The sequence below is a fragment of the Prochlorococcus marinus str. MIT 9314 genome (assembly GCF_000760035.1).
Taxonomy (GTDB): Bacteria; Cyanobacteriota; Cyanobacteriia; order PCC-6307; family Cyanobiaceae; genus Prochlorococcus_A; species Prochlorococcus_A marinus_B.
This window is the reverse complement of the sequence record NZ_JNAO01000006.1, coordinates 62,257-77,491: the sequence shown is the minus strand read 5'-3', so window position 1 is coordinate 77,491 and position 15,235 is coordinate 62,257. Positions and strand designations below refer to the sequence as shown.

Genomic DNA, 15,235 nt, shown 5'->3' with positions numbered 1-15,235 from the left:
TACATTTGCTAGAGCATAAAATTTTACCTCTCTCAATCTCTCATGCTGGCTTTTTGATAAGAAGTAAATTTATGGAAAATTATTAATTAAATCAAGACCTTCATCCATTGAAAATCCGTTCATAATATTTAAATTTTGAATTGCTTGCCCAGTTTGTCCTTTTAACAAATTATCAATTACAGATAATATAACTATTCTTCCATTTCGAATATCAACTTTAACAGATAGGAAAATTTGGTTTGTATTTTTAACCCATTTTGTAGATGGGAATGTATCTACAGGTAAGACTTTAATATTTTTGAAATTTCTATAATAATTATCCAAAAGAATTCTGCAATCATCAGAAGTTAGTCCTGGGTCTTTTAATCTCCCATATATAGTCGAATGCATACCCCTTGAAATTGGAACTAAATGAGGTGTAAAAAGTAATTCAATTTTATTTCCAGAAATTAAAGATGCCACTTGCTCGATCTCTGAGGTATGTCTATGGTTTATCAATCCGTATGCTGATAGACCTTCCCCACATTCTGATAAGAGTAACTTTTGGCTTGGCTCTCGTCCACCTCCAGAGGTTCCGCTTTTAGAGTCAATAACTATACCTTCATTTTCAATAATTCCTTGAGAGAGATAAGGAGCTAATGGAATAAGAGCAGATGTTGGATAACATCCTGGACAGGCAATTAATCTTCCTTTTGAAATGGCTTCTTTATTTATTTCAGGAAGACCGTAAACTGCCTCTTTACATAAATCATCATCATTCCTTTTATAAATAGCAGCTTCTTTGGAATATACTTTTTTCCATTCATCTAAAGACTTATATCTATAATCAGCAGATAAATCAATAACTTTTAGTCCTCTATCTAGTAATTTCCTTGTAAAAGTTGAAGATAAGCCATTTGGTAAGCAAAGCAAAGCAACATCTGCATTTTTTGAAATATTATCAATTGAAATTTCTTCTATATAAGGATCATTATCTAGATAAATAAAAGGGAAATTATCATTCCACTTTGATCCAGATGTTTTATTACCTCCTAAAAATGAAATTTTGTATTTTTTATTTTTCTTTAAAAGATTTACCGCTTGAATACCGCCGTAACCTGTGGCACCTACTATTGCAATATTCATTTCTTTGAATTGGCAGAATTTGAGATAGGATTATAAAGTGTTGACTTTAAAGTAACTAAAACACTATTTTTCTATATTGAATAGGAATAATGAAAGAAACAAGTCCCAAATCAAATAATGGAACAATTTTGGATATAAATGAATCTTTTAAAATTGAATTTGATCCTATCAGCGATGCGTTGGCAGCTATTAGAAATGGTGAATGCATAATTGTTGTAGATGATGAGAGAAGAGAAAATGAAGGAGATTTAATATGTGCAGCTCAGTTTGCAACTCCACAGCAAATTAATTTTATGGCTACTGAGGGACGTGGTCTTATATGTCTAGCCATGCAAGGTGAGAAACTTGACTCTTTAGATTTACCATTAATGGTAGATAGAAATACAGATGAAAATCAAACTGCTTTTACGATATCAATTGATGCTGGACCTGAAAATAATGTTACTACTGGAATTTCTGCTGAAGACAGGGCAAAGACAATTCAGGTTGCTATAAACCCAAATACTAAACCCGATGATTTGAGAAGGCCAGGACATATTTTCCCATTAAGAGCTAAGAAAGGTGGAGTATTAAAAAGAGCAGGTCATACAGAAGCGGCAGTAGATATTGCAGCAATGTCAGGACTTTATCCCGCTGGAGTGATTTGCGAAATACAAAATCCTGATGGCTCCATGTCAAGACTTCCACAACTTAAAGAGTATGCAAAACAGTGGGGAATGAAATTAATATCCATAGCTGATTTAATTAGTTATCGTTTTCAAACTGAGAGATTTGTATTTAGAAAATCTGATGCTGTACTTCCAAGTATTTTTGGTAATTTCAAAGCTTATGGATATGTTAATGAACTTGATGGTTCAGAGCACGTTGCATTAGTTAAACAAAAATCATCCAAATTAAGAGAACCTGTACTAGTAAGAATGCATTCAGAGTGCTTAACTGGCGATGCTTTTGGATCTTTACGTTGTGATTGTAGACCTCAGTTAGAGGCTGCATTATCAAGGATAGAAAAGGAGGAAGAAGGAGTTGTTGTTTACTTGAGACAAGAAGGTAGAGGTATTGGTCTTATAAATAAATTAAAGGCTTATAGTTTACAGGATGGTGGATTAGACACTGTAGAAGCTAATGAAAAATTAGGTTTTCCAGCTGATCTAAGAAATTATGGAGTTGGAGCACAGATATTAACCGATTTAGGGATAAAAAAACTAAAATTACTTACAAACAATCCTAGAAAAATCGCTGGATTAGGTGGTTATGGAATAGAAGTTATTGAGAGGGTTCCATTGGTTATTTGTCCAAATGATAATAATGCAGAATATTTGAGTGTAAAAAAAACCAAGTTAGGCCATATGATTGATGAAGATAATTCTAATTCCAGGCATATCGATCCATTTATATCAATTTTTCTTGACGGAAAATATAAATCTATTGATCTAGTTCCGATAAAAAATGACGTTATTAAATTCTGTAGTTATAAGAACATTAATATCAAACTAGAAAGTACTCCAAGATTATTGGCTTTTTGGAATCGACCAAAATTAGTATGGAGAATTTTGCATGATCAGAATAGAACTAATTCCAACATTACTGATGAAGAAATAAAGAATATAGAATTATTTATTCAGTTTTTGTCTAATTATGAAAATAGTACAAAGATTGGAATTATTGTTTCTAGAAACATTGAACAGGCTTTACACCCAAAAAGTAGCATCAAATTAATCAATACTAAATTTACTATTAATAATGAAATCTTATATTCATCTACAAGAAAATTTAATCTAGATAAAGAGACATTTAGTATTGTTTTTGGAGGCTAAGTTACTATTTTAAAGTTGCTTTTAGAATTTTTGAACCATTAGTAAGCTTTAGAACTACATCCATATCATTAGTCATACCAAAAACAGTATGAACTCCATCTAGATGAGGCTGAGGTTCATAGACTATGAAAAACTGACTACCACCTGTATCCTTTCCTGCATGAGCCATAGAAAGTGAACCTTTTAAATGTTTTTTGGAATTAATTTCACATTTAATATTATATCCAGGACCTCCAGTTCCAGGCATACCAGATGCTCCGTCACGAGTATTAGGACATCCACCCTGAGCCATAAATCCAGGAATAACTCTGTGGAATGCTAGACCATCATAAAAACCATCACTTATCAAATTCGTAAAGTTTTTAACTGTATTAGGTGCGTCGTCAGAGAAAAATTCAATATTAATGTTCCCTACTTCTGTTTCAAATAACGCAGTTGTCATGTTTTATTTGTTTAATAATTATTCTTATATTTTAATAGCTAAATCAACTTTTCAAGGTTTTCCTTAATGGTATTTATATCTATGTTATCTTTTTTACTATTTTTGTCTTCCTCCCAATTTTCAACTTCTAGATTTTTCTGTGGTGGTGAAATTAACAACCTATCTTCTGCTGTTTTAGGTACAAAATTTTTTTCTACTAATTTACATTCATAGTCTAGTTTAATACAGAAATCTTTTATTTCCTCAATGTTGATCATTTCAACTGTTGGTAAAGGAAAATCTTGAGCTTCTAATAAACCACAATATCTTGTTGCATCATCCTTATCTTCAAACATGAGAACAATGGTTCTGCCTTTTAGTTCGATTGAATGAATTCCTTCTTTATCTGTTCCTGAATTATATAAAAGAACAAATATGTTCATAATTATCGATTTTTCTATTTATATATTATTTGATTAAGAATCAGAAAGTGATAATTCTTGTAATCTTGTATATAAAGCAATTTCTTCATCATTAATATCAGCAGGTATCACTACCAAGATTTCAACATATTGATCACCTATATTATCTTCGAAAGTTAAACCCCTACCTTTCAAACGTAACATTCTTCCAGTAGATGATTTGGGTGGCACTTGAAGTGTGACATTTCCATCAAGGGTGGGAACCTCTACTGCACAACCAAGTAGAGCATCATGAGGAAATAACTCTAGTTTATAAAGAACTCTTAAACCGTCTATTCTTAGACCACTTTCGGTTTGAACTTTTAACTGTAGATAATGATCTTTACCTCCTCTTGCAATATTTTCAAGTCTTAATCGCCAACCATCTCCAGCGAATGGAGGCGTATCGACTTCTACTACAGTTTCATCTTCAAGCTCTATTAAAATTGAAGCTCCATTTAACGCCTCATCAGGAGTTAATTCAATAATAGTTTCAATATCTTGGTGGAGTTTAACTGGAGGGGGCTCTTCAGGAGAGGTTGTAGGGTATTCATAATTATTAAATTCATTATTATTTGTATTTACTGATTCATCCTCAAATGGTTCATTATCATATTCCTCGTAATTCTTTGGTGAGTATTCATATCCAAATAATGAATCAAGATAATCTTGAAAATCAGGAAAACCTGTCTTGAAATTATTATTTTCGTAATCATCCTGGATATTTTCATCCGAAATATTTTTTCTTTTATTGGGATCGCGTAGATATTCGTATGCTTGGTTAATTAATTTAAATCTCTCTTCTGCATTTAGATCATTTTTATTTAAATCTGGGTGCCATTTTCTTGCTTCTCTTCGAAAAGCCTTTTTAAGTTCTTTATCATCGAAATCAGGAGATAAACCCAGAATCGACAAATAGTCTTTTTTAGAGGAAGTAGTCATTGTCCCACGGATCATCGTCCCTAGAATTACCATACCTCGAATTTCTATAATTTCTATTTATTTGATTTTCCCAAGGATCTTCATCCCAATAATCATCGGAAAAGAGTTCATCCTTTAATGATCCAAATGTATTTTTAATGCCCTGTAACGGATTATTATCAGTTTTCTTTTCTGCCGCAAATTTTCTGTTTAAGCCGAATAATGCTTCTTGTAGAGCACTTACTGAAATTTCTAATTCTTGAGGATCATCGTCATCTATATACTCTTCCACATCCTGAATGGCTAATTCAACTGCTCGTTGTTGCCTTTCGGCCCCATAAGGACCAAATTCTAATGAAGCATCCCTAAGTCTTCTCTCAGCTTGCGCAATAAGAGTTAAAGCACTATTTTTTCTATCAATTACAGATCTTTTTCTCCTATCTTCATTAGCTTTTGTTTTGGCTTCTTCAATTATCGAATTTATTTCTTGTTCATTTAAATTAGAACCTCCAGAAATTGTAACTGTTTGCTTTCTTCCAGTCGTTCTATCAGTTGCGCTTACTTCTAAAAGACCATTAGCATCAATATCAAATGCTACCTGGACTTGAGGTATCCCTCTTGGAGCTGGAGGTATTCCTGATAGTCTAAATTTACCAAGTGATTTATTTTCAGAGGCTAAAGGCCTTTCTCCCTGCCGAACTTGAACTACAACTGATGATTGATTAGCTTCGGAAGTACTAAAAACATCAGATTGTCTAACTGGTATTGGGGTATTACGAGGAATGAGTACCTTCATAAGACCACCAATAGTTTCTAAACCTAAAGATAATGGAGTAACGTCATTTAGTAGTAAATCCTGTAAATCACCACTAATAATTCCAGATTGTATCGCAGCTCCAACTGCAACGACTTCATCAGGATTAACAGATTGACAAGGATCATTAGGAACAAGAGTCTTTACTAGTTGTTGAACCATTGGAATTCTAGTGCTGCCTCCTACAAGAACTACCTCATCAATATCTTCTGCGTTCCATCCAGAATCATCTAAAGCTATTTGCACAGGCTCTAATAATCTATCAAGTAAATCTTGTGATAATGATTCAAATATTCTTCTATCTAGGGTTTCTTCTATATGTAACGGCCCCTCTTTACTTGTTGTGATAAATGGTAATGATATTTTTGTTTTTTGTATTCCTGATAATTCACATTTAGCTTTTTCAGCAGCCTCAGTTAATCTCTGTAAAGCTTGTCTATCCCTTCTTAGGTCAATATCGTGTTTAGCTAAAAATTTTTCTGCAAGCCAATCAACTATTTTTGAATCAAAATTGTTTCCTCCTAGTTGTGTATCACCACAAGTAGATTTAACATCAAATACACCATTTGAAATTTTCAATAATGAGACATCAAATGTTCCTCCTCCTAAATCAAAAACCAAAACATTATTAGAAGAACTTTTTTCAAAACCATAAGCTAGAGCAGCAGCAGTAGGCTCATTTAGAATTCTATCTACTTTAATACCAGCTAATATTGCAGAATCCTTAGTAGCTTGCCTTTGAGATTCATTAAAGTAAGCAGGGACAGTAATAACTGCAGAATCAACAGTATCTCCAAGATATGTTTCAGCATCATTAATTAATTTTCTAATCAATGAGCTCACTAATTCTTCAGGTGCATACTCTCTTTCTGTATTTGGACTTAGAACCCTAACGCTTCCATTGGTATTAGCCTTTACGTTGTAAGGAACAGAAATACTGTTCTCATCTAATTCATCCCAGTCACTACCAATAAATCTTTTTAGGTTATAAAAGGTATTCTTAGGATTGAGAACAAGTTGTCTTCTAGCTTGGTCTCCTATTACAATTTCCTTATCTTTTGTAAATCCAACTATTGAAGGTGTAGTTCTAGAACCCTCAGAATTTGCAATAACAATTGGACGTCCAGCTTCTATAACTCCGACAACAGAGTTAGTAGTACCTAAATCAATTCCAACTATTTGCCCCATGATTTTAGATCGCTAAATTAAAGCAAAATTTACTAATAATTTAATTAATTTTTATCTTAGATATTTACATATAATAGTAAAAATCTAATATTTTCAACTTAATTTAAATAAATAAGATTATTTATAACTTGTTTAAAAGATTACTACTTACTTTAAACGATTTTTTAAAAACTAAGGTATTGATGTAGTTAACCAAAATAAACTAATATAAAACGGAGAGAGAGGGATTCGAACCCTCGATAAAGTTGCCCCTATACAGCATTTCCAGTGCTGCGCCTTCAACCACTCGGCCACCTCTCCCAAAGTAACCATTTTAACCCTTCATCATCCCATTTAGAGGAAAGTTATTTGAAAAAGACTTTCACAGTCACGATTAAAAATAAGGATACCGGAAAGGTATACCAAGAGCAGGTTAATAGTGATGAATACATACTTAAGGAATTTGAAAAGAAAGGTTTCAAACTTGCTTTTTCATGTAGAAATGGTTGCTGTACAAGTTGTGCAGTTAAAATAATATCTGGTAGTTTGCAACAACCTGAAGCCATGGGTGTATCTCAAGCCTTAAAAGATAAAGGTTATGCACTGCTTTGTGTTGCTAAAGCAACTTCAGATATTGAGGTAGAAACTACATATGAAGATGAAGTTTATGATTTACAATTTGGACAATATTTTGGGAGGGGAAATACAAGAGTTGCTCCACCTTGGGAGTTTGAGGAAGATTAATTATCATGTTTGAATTAAATGCAATAGATGAAATTGCAAATCAAGTAAACTTGTCTAGTTTGTTTGAAATAGCGAAAACCTCCGCTCAAATTGGTAATGAAATTCTAAAAATTAATTACAATAAAATTCAGAAAATATCAACAAAGGGTAGGAAAGGTGATTTAGTAACAAATGTAGATTTGGAAGTTGAAAATAAAATCAAAGAATTTTTATTAGAACAGACCCCAAGCATATCTATTATTGCAGAGGAATCGGGTAAATTAAACAAATCCTCTGATTTAACATGGTGTATAGACCCGTTAGACGGTACAACAAATTTTTCTCATGGATATCCTTTTTTTGGAACTTCTATTGGTCTTGTATATAAAAACAAGCCGATTATAGGGGCTATATCAGTACCTTATTTAAATGAACTATATTCAGCATGTATAGGTTTAGGCTCATTCTGCAATGATAGTGAACTTAAAGTATCGAATCCCTCTAGTCTTTCTGATAGTTTACTTGTAACTGGTTTCTCTTATGACAGATTCGAGACAGAGGATAATAATTATGCTGAATTTTGTTACTTAACTCATAAAACTAGAGGTGTTAGAAGAGGAGGTGCAGCTGCAGTAGATCTAGCATTTGTAGCGGCAGGTAAGGTAGATGGATATTGGGAAAGAGGATTGGAGGTATGGGACCTAGCTGCCGGTGCTATTATTGTTAGAGAGGCTGGTGGTATTATTTCTGATTATCCATCAGGAAAATTTAATTTAAGTTCAGGAAGAATTTTAGCTTGTTCTCCCAGCCTTGAGAATGAATTAAAAAATGAACTAGATAAAGTCTCTCCATTCAAAAAAAATCTCTATACCTAAAATTAGTTAAATATTAAAATGACAGATATAAAGGAAATTAAATTAGTCGATGTAAAAAATAACTCAAACATAATAAATAATTTAAATAGTATTTATAAACTTTGGGGTTATGAAGAGGTTTCACCCTCATTTATAAATACTTTAGAGACCATAAAAGGCCGCGGAGTTATTGACGAAAATCAGGTTGTAGGAATAGTAAGTAATAATTCATTATGTCTTAGGCCAGAAATGACAACATCTATTGTTAAATTGTCCTCTACTAGATTAATAAATAAGAAAAGACCTATAAGATTATTCACCAATGGAATGGTTTTTGATAAAAAACAAAATAACAAAAATTCATTTAAGTTACAAGAAAAATTGCAGAGTGGAATTGAATTAATTGGATATGATACAAAGTACCCAGAAATTGAAGTTATTAATATTTTGTTTGATTCAATCGATAATATTAATTTGAAGGATGGTTGTAATTTATTTCTGCTAGTAAGCACCACAAAAATAATGGACTTGATACTGAACAAATATAAGAATAATAATTTTGAAGAAATTAAGAAAAGTCTGGTTAATTTTGATCAAGATAATTTATCTAAATTAGGAATAGATGAAGATGATAAATATATTCTTAAAGATCTTTTATTCACTCGAGGAGAGCCAATTAAAATATTAAAAAAATTAAAAAATACATATGGTACTAGTAATACATTAGATGACTTAAATTTTTTATTTGAAACATTATCAAAAATATCAAATAAATATGGTGTTAAATTACAACTTGATCCCACTTTTCAACCTCACCTGAATTTATATGAAGGAATAGTTTTTCAACTAATAGGGGACAATGGCAAAAATAAAAGCGTCATCGCAAAAGGCGGAAGATATGATGAGTTAGTAAGATCATTCAGTCCTAATGAGAAAATATTTAATGGGATTGGATTTACAATTTCAGTAGACATTTTAAGAAATTTAATTAAGGAAGAAAAGACAGATAAAAAAAGGATTTTATTGATGTTTAAAGATTCTTATTTGTTAGAAAAAGGAATGAATGAACAAAAAGCACAACAGAAAAAAGGAAATATTGCTGTTTTACATTTAAATCCATGTGATGACTTGGCTAAAGCCAATCAAATTATGAAAGAAAATAATTGTAGTGAGATTTTGTGGGTTAAATAAAACCTTTTAAAAAGGTATTTAACTTTTAAATTCATATATTGTTCGGACAATACTCCTAATTAAACTTGATTAACTAGTTTTTACGAAATAGGATTTAATATGTTTGAGTTTTTTTTAAATGGAAAAAGGCGAAATTCGTATTAATACCGAAAATATTTTCCCAATTATCAAGAAGGCAGTATATTCTGACCATGAAATCTTTTTAAGAGAACTTGTTAGTAATGGTGTTGACGCAATTAATAAAAGAAGAATGGCCTCTATGGCTGGTGATTGCGAGAATACTGAGGATGCTCAAGTAAAAATAACAATTAACCGTGAAAAAAATACCTTAACAATCTCCGATAATGGAATTGGAATGAATGATGAAGAAATTAAGAAGTACATAAATCAAGTTGCTTTTTCTAGTGCTGAAGAATTCCTAACAAAATACAAAAAAGATAATGATGAATTCATAGGTCATTTTGGACTAGGTTTTTATTCAAGTTTCATGGTGGCAAATAGAGTTGATATATTAACTAAGTCTGCAATTGGGGAATCAAAAGCTTTCAAATGGTCTTGTGATGGATCGCCAAATTTCACGTTAGAGGAATCAGAAAGAGAGACAATTGGTACAGATGTTATTCTTCACCTGCTTGAAGAAGAAAAAGAGTTTATTGAACCTGAAAGGATTAGATCACTAATAAAAAAATATTGTGATTTTATGCCCATAGATGTCTTATTAGAAGGAGAGACAATCAATAAGAAAAATCCTCCATGGCGAAAACAACCTAGTGAATTAAAAGATGAAGATTATATTGAGTTATATAAATACCTTTATCCTTTCCAGGGAGATCCACTGTTATGGATTCATTTAAATACAGATTATCCATATGACATACAAGGGATATTGTATTTTCCAAAATTGTCAGGTAGAGCTGATTGGGAAAAGGGAGAAATAAAACTATTTTGCAATCAAGTATTCGTAAGCGATTCAATTAAAGAGATAGTACCAAAATACCTTTTACCTCTAAGAGGAGTTATTGACTCTACAGATATACCTCTAAATGTTAGTAGAAGTGCATTACAAACAGATAGAAAAGTAAGGTCTATTTCATCATTTATCTCAAAAAAAATCGCTAATAAACTGAAGGATTTGATAAAAAATTCTCCAGAATTTTATGCAGAAATTTGGGATTCAATCTCTGCTTTTATTAAGATTGGTGCTATCGAAGATGAAAAATTTGCTGATTTAGTCAATAAAAGTATAATTTTCGAAACAATTATAAATTCAGAAAAAGACGTAACTAAAGATATTGAAAATAAATCTCTCATCAAGTCCAATAATAAATATTTTACAACTCTTGCAAATTACAAAGAGCGAAATAAATTAACTGACTCTAAAAAAATCATTTACTGTTCAGATTTGATTGCTCAATCTAGTGCATTAAATATCTGTTTATCTGATAATAAAGAAGTTATTAAATCAGATCCCTTAATTGACGCACAATTTCTTCCATGGTTGGAAAGTAAAAATGAAGATTATCAATTCCAAAGAGTAGATTCAGAAATAAATGAACTAGAAGATAAGGAATCTAAAGAAATTGTTGATAAAGATGGCAAAACAAATACAGATAATCTTAGAGATACGATAGTTAAGGCCCTTAACAATGAGAAAGTAACAGTTAAAATTCAGTCAATTACAAGTAAAGATGCTCCACCAGCGATGATCTTGCTTCCAGAACAAATGAGAAGAATTAATGATATGGGCGCTTACATGGAACAAAAGATGCCAGGCTTACCTGAATATCATGTGCTCTTAATTAACAAAGAACATCCACTTATTGTTGGTCTTAATAAAATTACAGGTAACAAATTAATTATTGATGAAAAAGATTCTATTGAGAATCCATTGGCATCTAAAATTGCCAATCATGTCTACGATATGGCTAAGCTTTCCGTTGGTGGATTAGATCAAGAACAGATAATTAATTTACAAAATAATAATGCCGAATTAATTTCAGAATTACTTAATTCAACAAATTGAGTCATATGTTAAAATTTTTAAAGATATAACTTAATATATATGTCAAGAGTTTGCGAACTAACCGGTGCAAAAGCTAATAACGGGATGGCAGTGAGTCACTCACATATTCGCACAAAAAAATTGCAACAAGTTAACCTCCAAAAAAGGAGACTTTGGTGGGAAGAAGGAAAAAAATGGGTGAATATTAAAATTAGCACCAAAGCGCTAAAGTCTATACAAAAAGTAGGTTTAGATAAATTTGCAAAATCAAATGGAGTTGATTTAAAAAAATTCTAAATTTGATGAGAAATTTAGTTGTAAGTATATTAATATCTTTTATTTTTTTATTTAATTGTAATTCAGCAATAGCTTTTGACTTTGCTCCTGAAGTTGGAGATATTGCTCCAAACTTTCAATTAAAAGGTTTTAATAAAAACATAAAATCAAAAGATATTTGGGAATTAAATGATTTTCAAGGTAAGTGGCTTATTATGTATTTTTATCCAAAGGACTTTACCGCAGGTTGTACTCTTGAAGCTAAAGGTTTTTCGGAATTAAAAAAAGATTTTTCAAAATATAATGCCGAAATTGTTGGTATTAGTGCTGATAATCAAGATTCTCATGAAAGTTTCTGCAGCGAGAAATCTATAAACTACACTTTATTATCCGATCCTGAAGGAATTATTAGCGATAAATATGGTTCTTGGATTCCTCCATTTTCAGATAGAAATACTTTTTTGATTTCTCCAGAAGGGGAAATTGCTTATAGATGGATAAGTGTTTTACCTATAAATCATGCCAAAGAAGTACTTAATGTACTAAAGAAAAAAATATAATTTTGCACGAACTTTCATTTGGAACTTGGTTAATTCACGTCTCTTCTGTTATTGAATGGGTATTTACCATCTTTGTTATATACAAAATTTCCACATATAAAAAATATAATTTATTTTTTTGGTTAAGCTTAGCTATGGTTCCAAACTTAATAGGAGCTATGTGCGCTATTACTTGGCATATCTATGATAATCAAGATGTGTTGTATGGTTTAGTAACGCTTCAAGGGATATTTACATTTATTGGAAATTCAACATTAGCTCTTGCATCATTCACTATTTTTATGAGGGAAGAGACATATGAATGATTTATTTTTTAAATTTATAGAAAAATTAGGTTCCATTGAAAACACATTATTGTTCGCAATATCAATAATTCCATATGCAATATTTTTGTTTTACTTATATAAAATCAAAGCTGTTAATATTTTTGTGAAAACAGGCTTTTCCTTAACTGTTTTATTCGTATTCATAACTATATTGGTATCTATCTTCACACTAAATTACTATGATAAAACCCTTGTTGAGGTTGACATCCTGCATGGCTTTGCAGAATCCTTCCTAACTCTAAGTGATTTTGTTATTTTGTTTGGATTTACTAAGTTGTTAAATAGCTTAGAAGTAAACAACTCTTAAGACCTTTTACAATTTTGTGTTTTTTAGGTAAAAGTATTAGAGAATATATGAAAATAACGATTTTTTATGTTTACTACATTATTTGCAGCTGCAGATCCAGCAACTTTTTCTTGGTCTCCAAAGTGTGCCGTCGTAATGATTGCATGTAATGTTTTTGCTTATGCAATTGCTAGAGCAACAATAAGAAAACCTAATGAAGGTTTTGAAATACCTAATTCAAAATTCTATGGTGGTTTAAGTCACGCATCAGTTGTAGGTGCTAATTGCCTAGGTCATATTTTCGGAATTGGAGCAATTCTAGGATTAGCCTCACGTGGTGTTTTATAAAAATTTATTTATTAAATTTTTTAATTATCTAACTTAAATTTTTTAACAATTTTATCTGCCATCTGATCAGGCATAAGTCCTAATTTTTCTTTACTCTGATCAGGTGATGCATGATCAACTAAAACATCTGGTATACCTATTCTGTATACAGGAATATTTATTTCATTATCGTTTAATAATTCAACTATTGCGGAACCAAATCCACCTATTAGGGTTCCTTCTTCCATAGTTACAACTTTTTGAATCCTACAGGCTAAAGGCATAATAAGATTTTTATCGAGAGGTTTCACAAATCTTGCATTAACAAGACATGCATTAATGTTCATATTTTTTAGTATCTTTGTTGTTTCGATAGCTGATGCGACCATTGAACCATACGCAATAATTAAAATATCCTCTCCTTCTTCAAGTATTTCAGCTTCGCCTATATTTAAAGGTTCCCAACCCTCATCCATTACAGCCACTCCTAACCCAGAACCTCTTGGTATTCTTAGTGCTGTAGGACCGTTGTGGTTTATTGAAGTTATTAACATTCTCTGTAATTCAGACTCATCTTTTGGGGCCATCAATACAAAATTAGGTATGGATCTCATATAACTAATATCGTACTGACCTTGGTGAGTAGGACCGTCAGCTCCAACTATCCCAGCCCTATCAAGTACGAATGATACAGGTAAATTTTGTATCCCAACATCATGAATTAATTGATCGAAAGCACGTTGAAGAAAAGTACTATAAATAGCTACAACAGGTTTAAGACCATCGCACGACATTCCTGCCGCAAGAGTAACTGCATGTTGTTCTGCAATTCCTACATCGATATATTGGTCTGGAATATTTTTTTGCAATATGTCTAAACCAGTACCTGTAGCCATTGCAGCTGTAATGCCAACAACTTTGCTATCTTGTTCACATATTTTTAATAAAGTTTGACCAAATATTTTACTATAACTAACAGGTTTAGGTTTCTTTGATGGAATAGATTTCCCAGTGGTCAGATCAAATGCAGACTGTGCATGATATCCAACCTGGTCAGCTTCTGCATAAGGATAACCTTTCCCTTTTGTTGTGACAACATGCACAAGTACTGGTTTTTTAAGTTTATGAGCAGCGTTAAAAGTATTAACTAAATTTCCAATATCGTGACCGTCAATTGGACCCATATATGTAAATCCAAGTTCTTCAAAAACAGCGCCAACCTTAGGCACAGCCAATCGTCTAACGCTTCCTTTAATATTTTTCAATTCTTCTGGTATATCCTTACCAATTAAGGGAATATTTTTTACACTTTCTTGAACACTATCGGATAAAAATTGCAATTGCGGACTAACTCTTACCTTATTTAGGTAAGATGAAAGGGCTCCAACTGGAGGTGAAATAGACATATCATTATCGTTTAATACAACAACTAAAGGAGTATTTGGTAAGTGTCCTGCATGATTTATAGCTTCTAAAGCCATTCCTCCAGTTAATGCTCCATCTCCAATAACAGCAACACATTTATAATTCTCACCTTTTCTGTCTCTTGCTATTGCCATTCCTAAAGCAGCAGAAATAGAGGTGCTTGCATGTCCAGCACCAAAATGATCAAATTTACTTTCACTTCTTTTAAGGTATCCAGCTACTCCATTTTGTTGTCTAAGGGAATCAAATTGACTGAAACGTCCTGTTATTAATTTATGAGGATAACCTTGATGTCCTACATCCCAAACAACTTTGTCGAAATCTAGATCAAGGGTTTGATATAAAGCCAATGTAAGCTCTACTACACCTAAACCAGGACCAAGGTGTCCACCGCTAGTAGACACTACTTGAAGGTGTCTTTCTCTGATTTGACAAGCAATTTCCTCTAATTGTGAAACTGTTAAGCCATGAAGTTGGTTTGGATGACTTAACTCACTTAAAAGCATTTAACAAAAATTGGTATCTATCTAATCTAAAACGTC

Annotated in this window: 16 protein-coding genes and 1 tRNA gene; 10 read left to right on the top strand and 7 right to left on the bottom strand. The window is 31.8% G+C overall.

What is annotated here, in order from left to right; genetic code table 11:
- Positions 1-69: 69 nt before the first annotated feature.
- Positions 70-1,125, bottom strand: a complete 1,056-nt coding sequence (argC, locus tag EU98_RS05965) for an N-acetyl-gamma-glutamyl-phosphate reductase (RefSeq protein ID WP_032515454.1) — start codon at positions 1,123-1,125, stop codon at positions 70-72.
- A gap of 89 nt (positions 1,126-1,214) precedes the next feature.
- Here argC and ribBA point away from each other — a divergent pair, with 89 nt between their 5' ends.
- Complete coding sequence (gene ribBA, locus EU98_RS05970) at positions 1,215-2,939, top strand: bifunctional 3,4-dihydroxy-2-butanone-4-phosphate synthase/GTP cyclohydrolase II (RefSeq protein WP_032515453.1); 1,725 nt, start codon at positions 1,215-1,217, stop codon at positions 2,937-2,939.
- Between the two features lie 4 nt (positions 2,940-2,943).
- On the opposite strand, the gene EU98_RS05975 is transcribed toward ribBA, so the two are convergent.
- The 5 genes from EU98_RS05975 to EU98_RS05995 all read right to left on the bottom strand — a co-directional run bounded on the left by EU98_RS05975 (position 2,944) and on the right by EU98_RS05995 (position 7,044).
- On the bottom strand, positions 2,944-3,381 hold the full coding sequence (locus tag EU98_RS05975; RefSeq protein ID WP_032515452.1) for a peptidylprolyl isomerase: 438 nt from the start codon (positions 3,379-3,381) through the stop codon (positions 2,944-2,946).
- 38 nt (positions 3,382-3,419) lie between these two features.
- Positions 3,420-3,803: a DUF3110 domain-containing protein gene (locus EU98_RS05980; RefSeq protein WP_032515451.1), complete on the bottom strand. Its 384-nt coding sequence runs from the start codon at positions 3,801-3,803 to the stop codon at positions 3,420-3,422.
- A gap of 33 nt (positions 3,804-3,836) precedes the next feature.
- The gene (locus EU98_RS05985; protein WP_032515450.1) at positions 3,837-4,796 is read right to left on the bottom strand and encodes a DnaJ C-terminal domain-containing protein; all 960 of its coding nucleotides are present in this window, start codon (positions 4,794-4,796) and stop codon (positions 3,837-3,839) included.
- Positions 4,747-6,744: a molecular chaperone DnaK gene (gene dnaK / locus EU98_RS05990; protein ID WP_032515449.1), complete on the bottom strand. Its 1,998-nt coding sequence runs from the start codon at positions 6,742-6,744 to the stop codon at positions 4,747-4,749. The genes EU98_RS05985 and dnaK overlap by 50 nt, the downstream gene beginning before the upstream one ends.
- Positions 6,745-6,957: 213 nt before the next feature.
- Positions 6,958-7,044, bottom strand: a tRNA-Ser gene (locus tag EU98_RS05995).
- A 48-nt stretch (positions 7,045-7,092) separates the two neighbouring features.
- Between EU98_RS05995 and EU98_RS06000 the strand changes: the two genes are divergently transcribed.
- The 9 genes from EU98_RS06000 (at position 7,093) to psaK (ending at position 13,289) form a co-directional block, all read left to right on the top strand.
- Positions 7,093-7,467 (top strand): 2Fe-2S iron-sulfur cluster-binding protein, encoded by a 375-nt coding sequence (locus EU98_RS06000; protein ID WP_032515457.1) that lies wholly within the window; start codon positions 7,093-7,095, stop codon positions 7,465-7,467.
- A 5-nt stretch (positions 7,468-7,472) separates the two neighbouring features.
- Entirely contained in the window at positions 7,473-8,321 is an 849-nt protein-coding gene (locus EU98_RS06005; RefSeq protein WP_032515448.1) for an inositol monophosphatase family protein, read from the top strand.
- Between the two features lie 18 nt (positions 8,322-8,339).
- Complete coding sequence (locus tag EU98_RS06010) at positions 8,340-9,491, top strand: ATP phosphoribosyltransferase regulatory subunit (RefSeq protein ID WP_032515447.1); 1,152 nt, start codon at positions 8,340-8,342, stop codon at positions 9,489-9,491.
- A 118-nt stretch (positions 9,492-9,609) separates the two neighbouring features.
- The gene (gene htpG, locus EU98_RS06015; RefSeq protein ID WP_032515446.1) at positions 9,610-11,514 is read left to right on the top strand and encodes a molecular chaperone HtpG; all 1,905 of its coding nucleotides are present in this window, start codon (positions 9,610-9,612) and stop codon (positions 11,512-11,514) included.
- Between the two features lie 39 nt (positions 11,515-11,553).
- Positions 11,554-11,790: a 50S ribosomal protein L28 gene (rpmB, locus tag EU98_RS06020; protein WP_025881448.1), complete on the top strand. Its 237-nt coding sequence runs from the start codon at positions 11,554-11,556 to the stop codon at positions 11,788-11,790.
- 5 nt (positions 11,791-11,795) lie between these two features.
- A complete protein-coding gene (locus tag EU98_RS06025) occupies positions 11,796-12,329 on the top strand; it encodes a peroxiredoxin (RefSeq protein WP_032515445.1) in 534 nt (177 codons plus the stop codon).
- Between the two features lie 2 nt (positions 12,330-12,331).
- On the top strand, positions 12,332-12,634 hold the full coding sequence (locus EU98_RS0108855) for a DUF2499 domain-containing protein (protein WP_032515444.1): 303 nt from the start codon (positions 12,332-12,334) through the stop codon (positions 12,632-12,634).
- Positions 12,627-12,962 carry a DUF3593 domain-containing protein gene (locus EU98_RS06030; RefSeq protein WP_032515443.1) on the top strand — a complete coding sequence of 112 codons (336 nt, stop codon included), beginning with the start codon at positions 12,627-12,629 and terminating at the stop codon, positions 12,960-12,962. The genes EU98_RS0108855 and EU98_RS06030 overlap by 8 nt, the downstream gene beginning before the upstream one ends.
- Positions 12,963-13,028: 66 nt before the next feature.
- Complete coding sequence (gene psaK, locus EU98_RS06035; protein ID WP_011818394.1) at positions 13,029-13,289, top strand: photosystem I reaction center subunit PsaK; 261 nt, start codon at positions 13,029-13,031, stop codon at positions 13,287-13,289.
- Between the two features lie 20 nt (positions 13,290-13,309).
- On the opposite strand, the gene dxs is transcribed toward psaK, so the two are convergent.
- A complete protein-coding gene (dxs, locus tag EU98_RS06040) occupies positions 13,310-15,199 on the bottom strand; it encodes a 1-deoxy-D-xylulose-5-phosphate synthase (protein WP_032515442.1) in 1,890 nt (629 codons plus the stop codon).
- Between the last annotated feature and the right edge of the window lie 36 nt (positions 15,200-15,235).

Bases quoted from the DNA above. Each gene is read 5' to 3' on its own strand.
- EU98_RS06010 (WP_032515447.1), top strand. From the start codon at position 8,340: ATGACAGATATAAAGGAAATTAAATTAGTCGATGTAAAAAATAACTCA.
- EU98_RS06030 (WP_032515443.1), top strand. From the start codon at position 12,627: ATGAATGATTTATTTTTTAAATTTATAGAAAAATTAGGTTCCATTGAA.
- EU98_RS06025 (WP_032515445.1), top strand. From the start codon at position 11,796: ATGAGAAATTTAGTTGTAAGTATATTAATATCTTTTATTTTTTTATTT.
- dnaK (WP_032515449.1), bottom strand. From the start codon at position 6,744: ATGGGGCAAATAGTTGGAATTGATTTAGGTACTACTAACTCTGTTGTC.
- dxs (WP_032515442.1), bottom strand. From the start codon at position 15,199: ATGCTTTTAAGTGAGTTAAGTCATCCAAACCAACTTCATGGCTTAACA.
- EU98_RS05975 (WP_032515452.1), bottom strand. From the start codon at position 3,381: ATGACAACTGCGTTATTTGAAACAGAAGTAGGGAACATTAATATTGAA.
- EU98_RS05985 (WP_032515450.1), bottom strand. From the start codon at position 4,796: ATGGTAATTCTAGGGACGATGATCCGTGGGACAATGACTACTTCCTCT.
- htpG (WP_032515446.1), top strand. From the start codon at position 9,610: ATGGAAAAAGGCGAAATTCGTATTAATACCGAAAATATTTTCCCAATT.
- argC (WP_032515454.1), bottom strand. From the start codon at position 1,125: ATGAATATTGCAATAGTAGGTGCCACAGGTTACGGCGGTATTCAAGCG.
- EU98_RS06005 (WP_032515448.1), top strand. From the start codon at position 7,473: ATGTTTGAATTAAATGCAATAGATGAAATTGCAAATCAAGTAAACTTG.
- psaK (WP_011818394.1), top strand. From the start codon at position 13,029: ATGTTTACTACATTATTTGCAGCTGCAGATCCAGCAACTTTTTCTTGG.
- rpmB (WP_025881448.1), top strand. From the start codon at position 11,554: ATGTCAAGAGTTTGCGAACTAACCGGTGCAAAAGCTAATAACGGGATG.
- EU98_RS05980 (WP_032515451.1), bottom strand. From the start codon at position 3,803: ATGAACATATTTGTTCTTTTATATAATTCAGGAACAGATAAAGAAGGA.
- ribBA (WP_032515453.1), top strand. From the start codon at position 1,215: ATGAAAGAAACAAGTCCCAAATCAAATAATGGAACAATTTTGGATATA.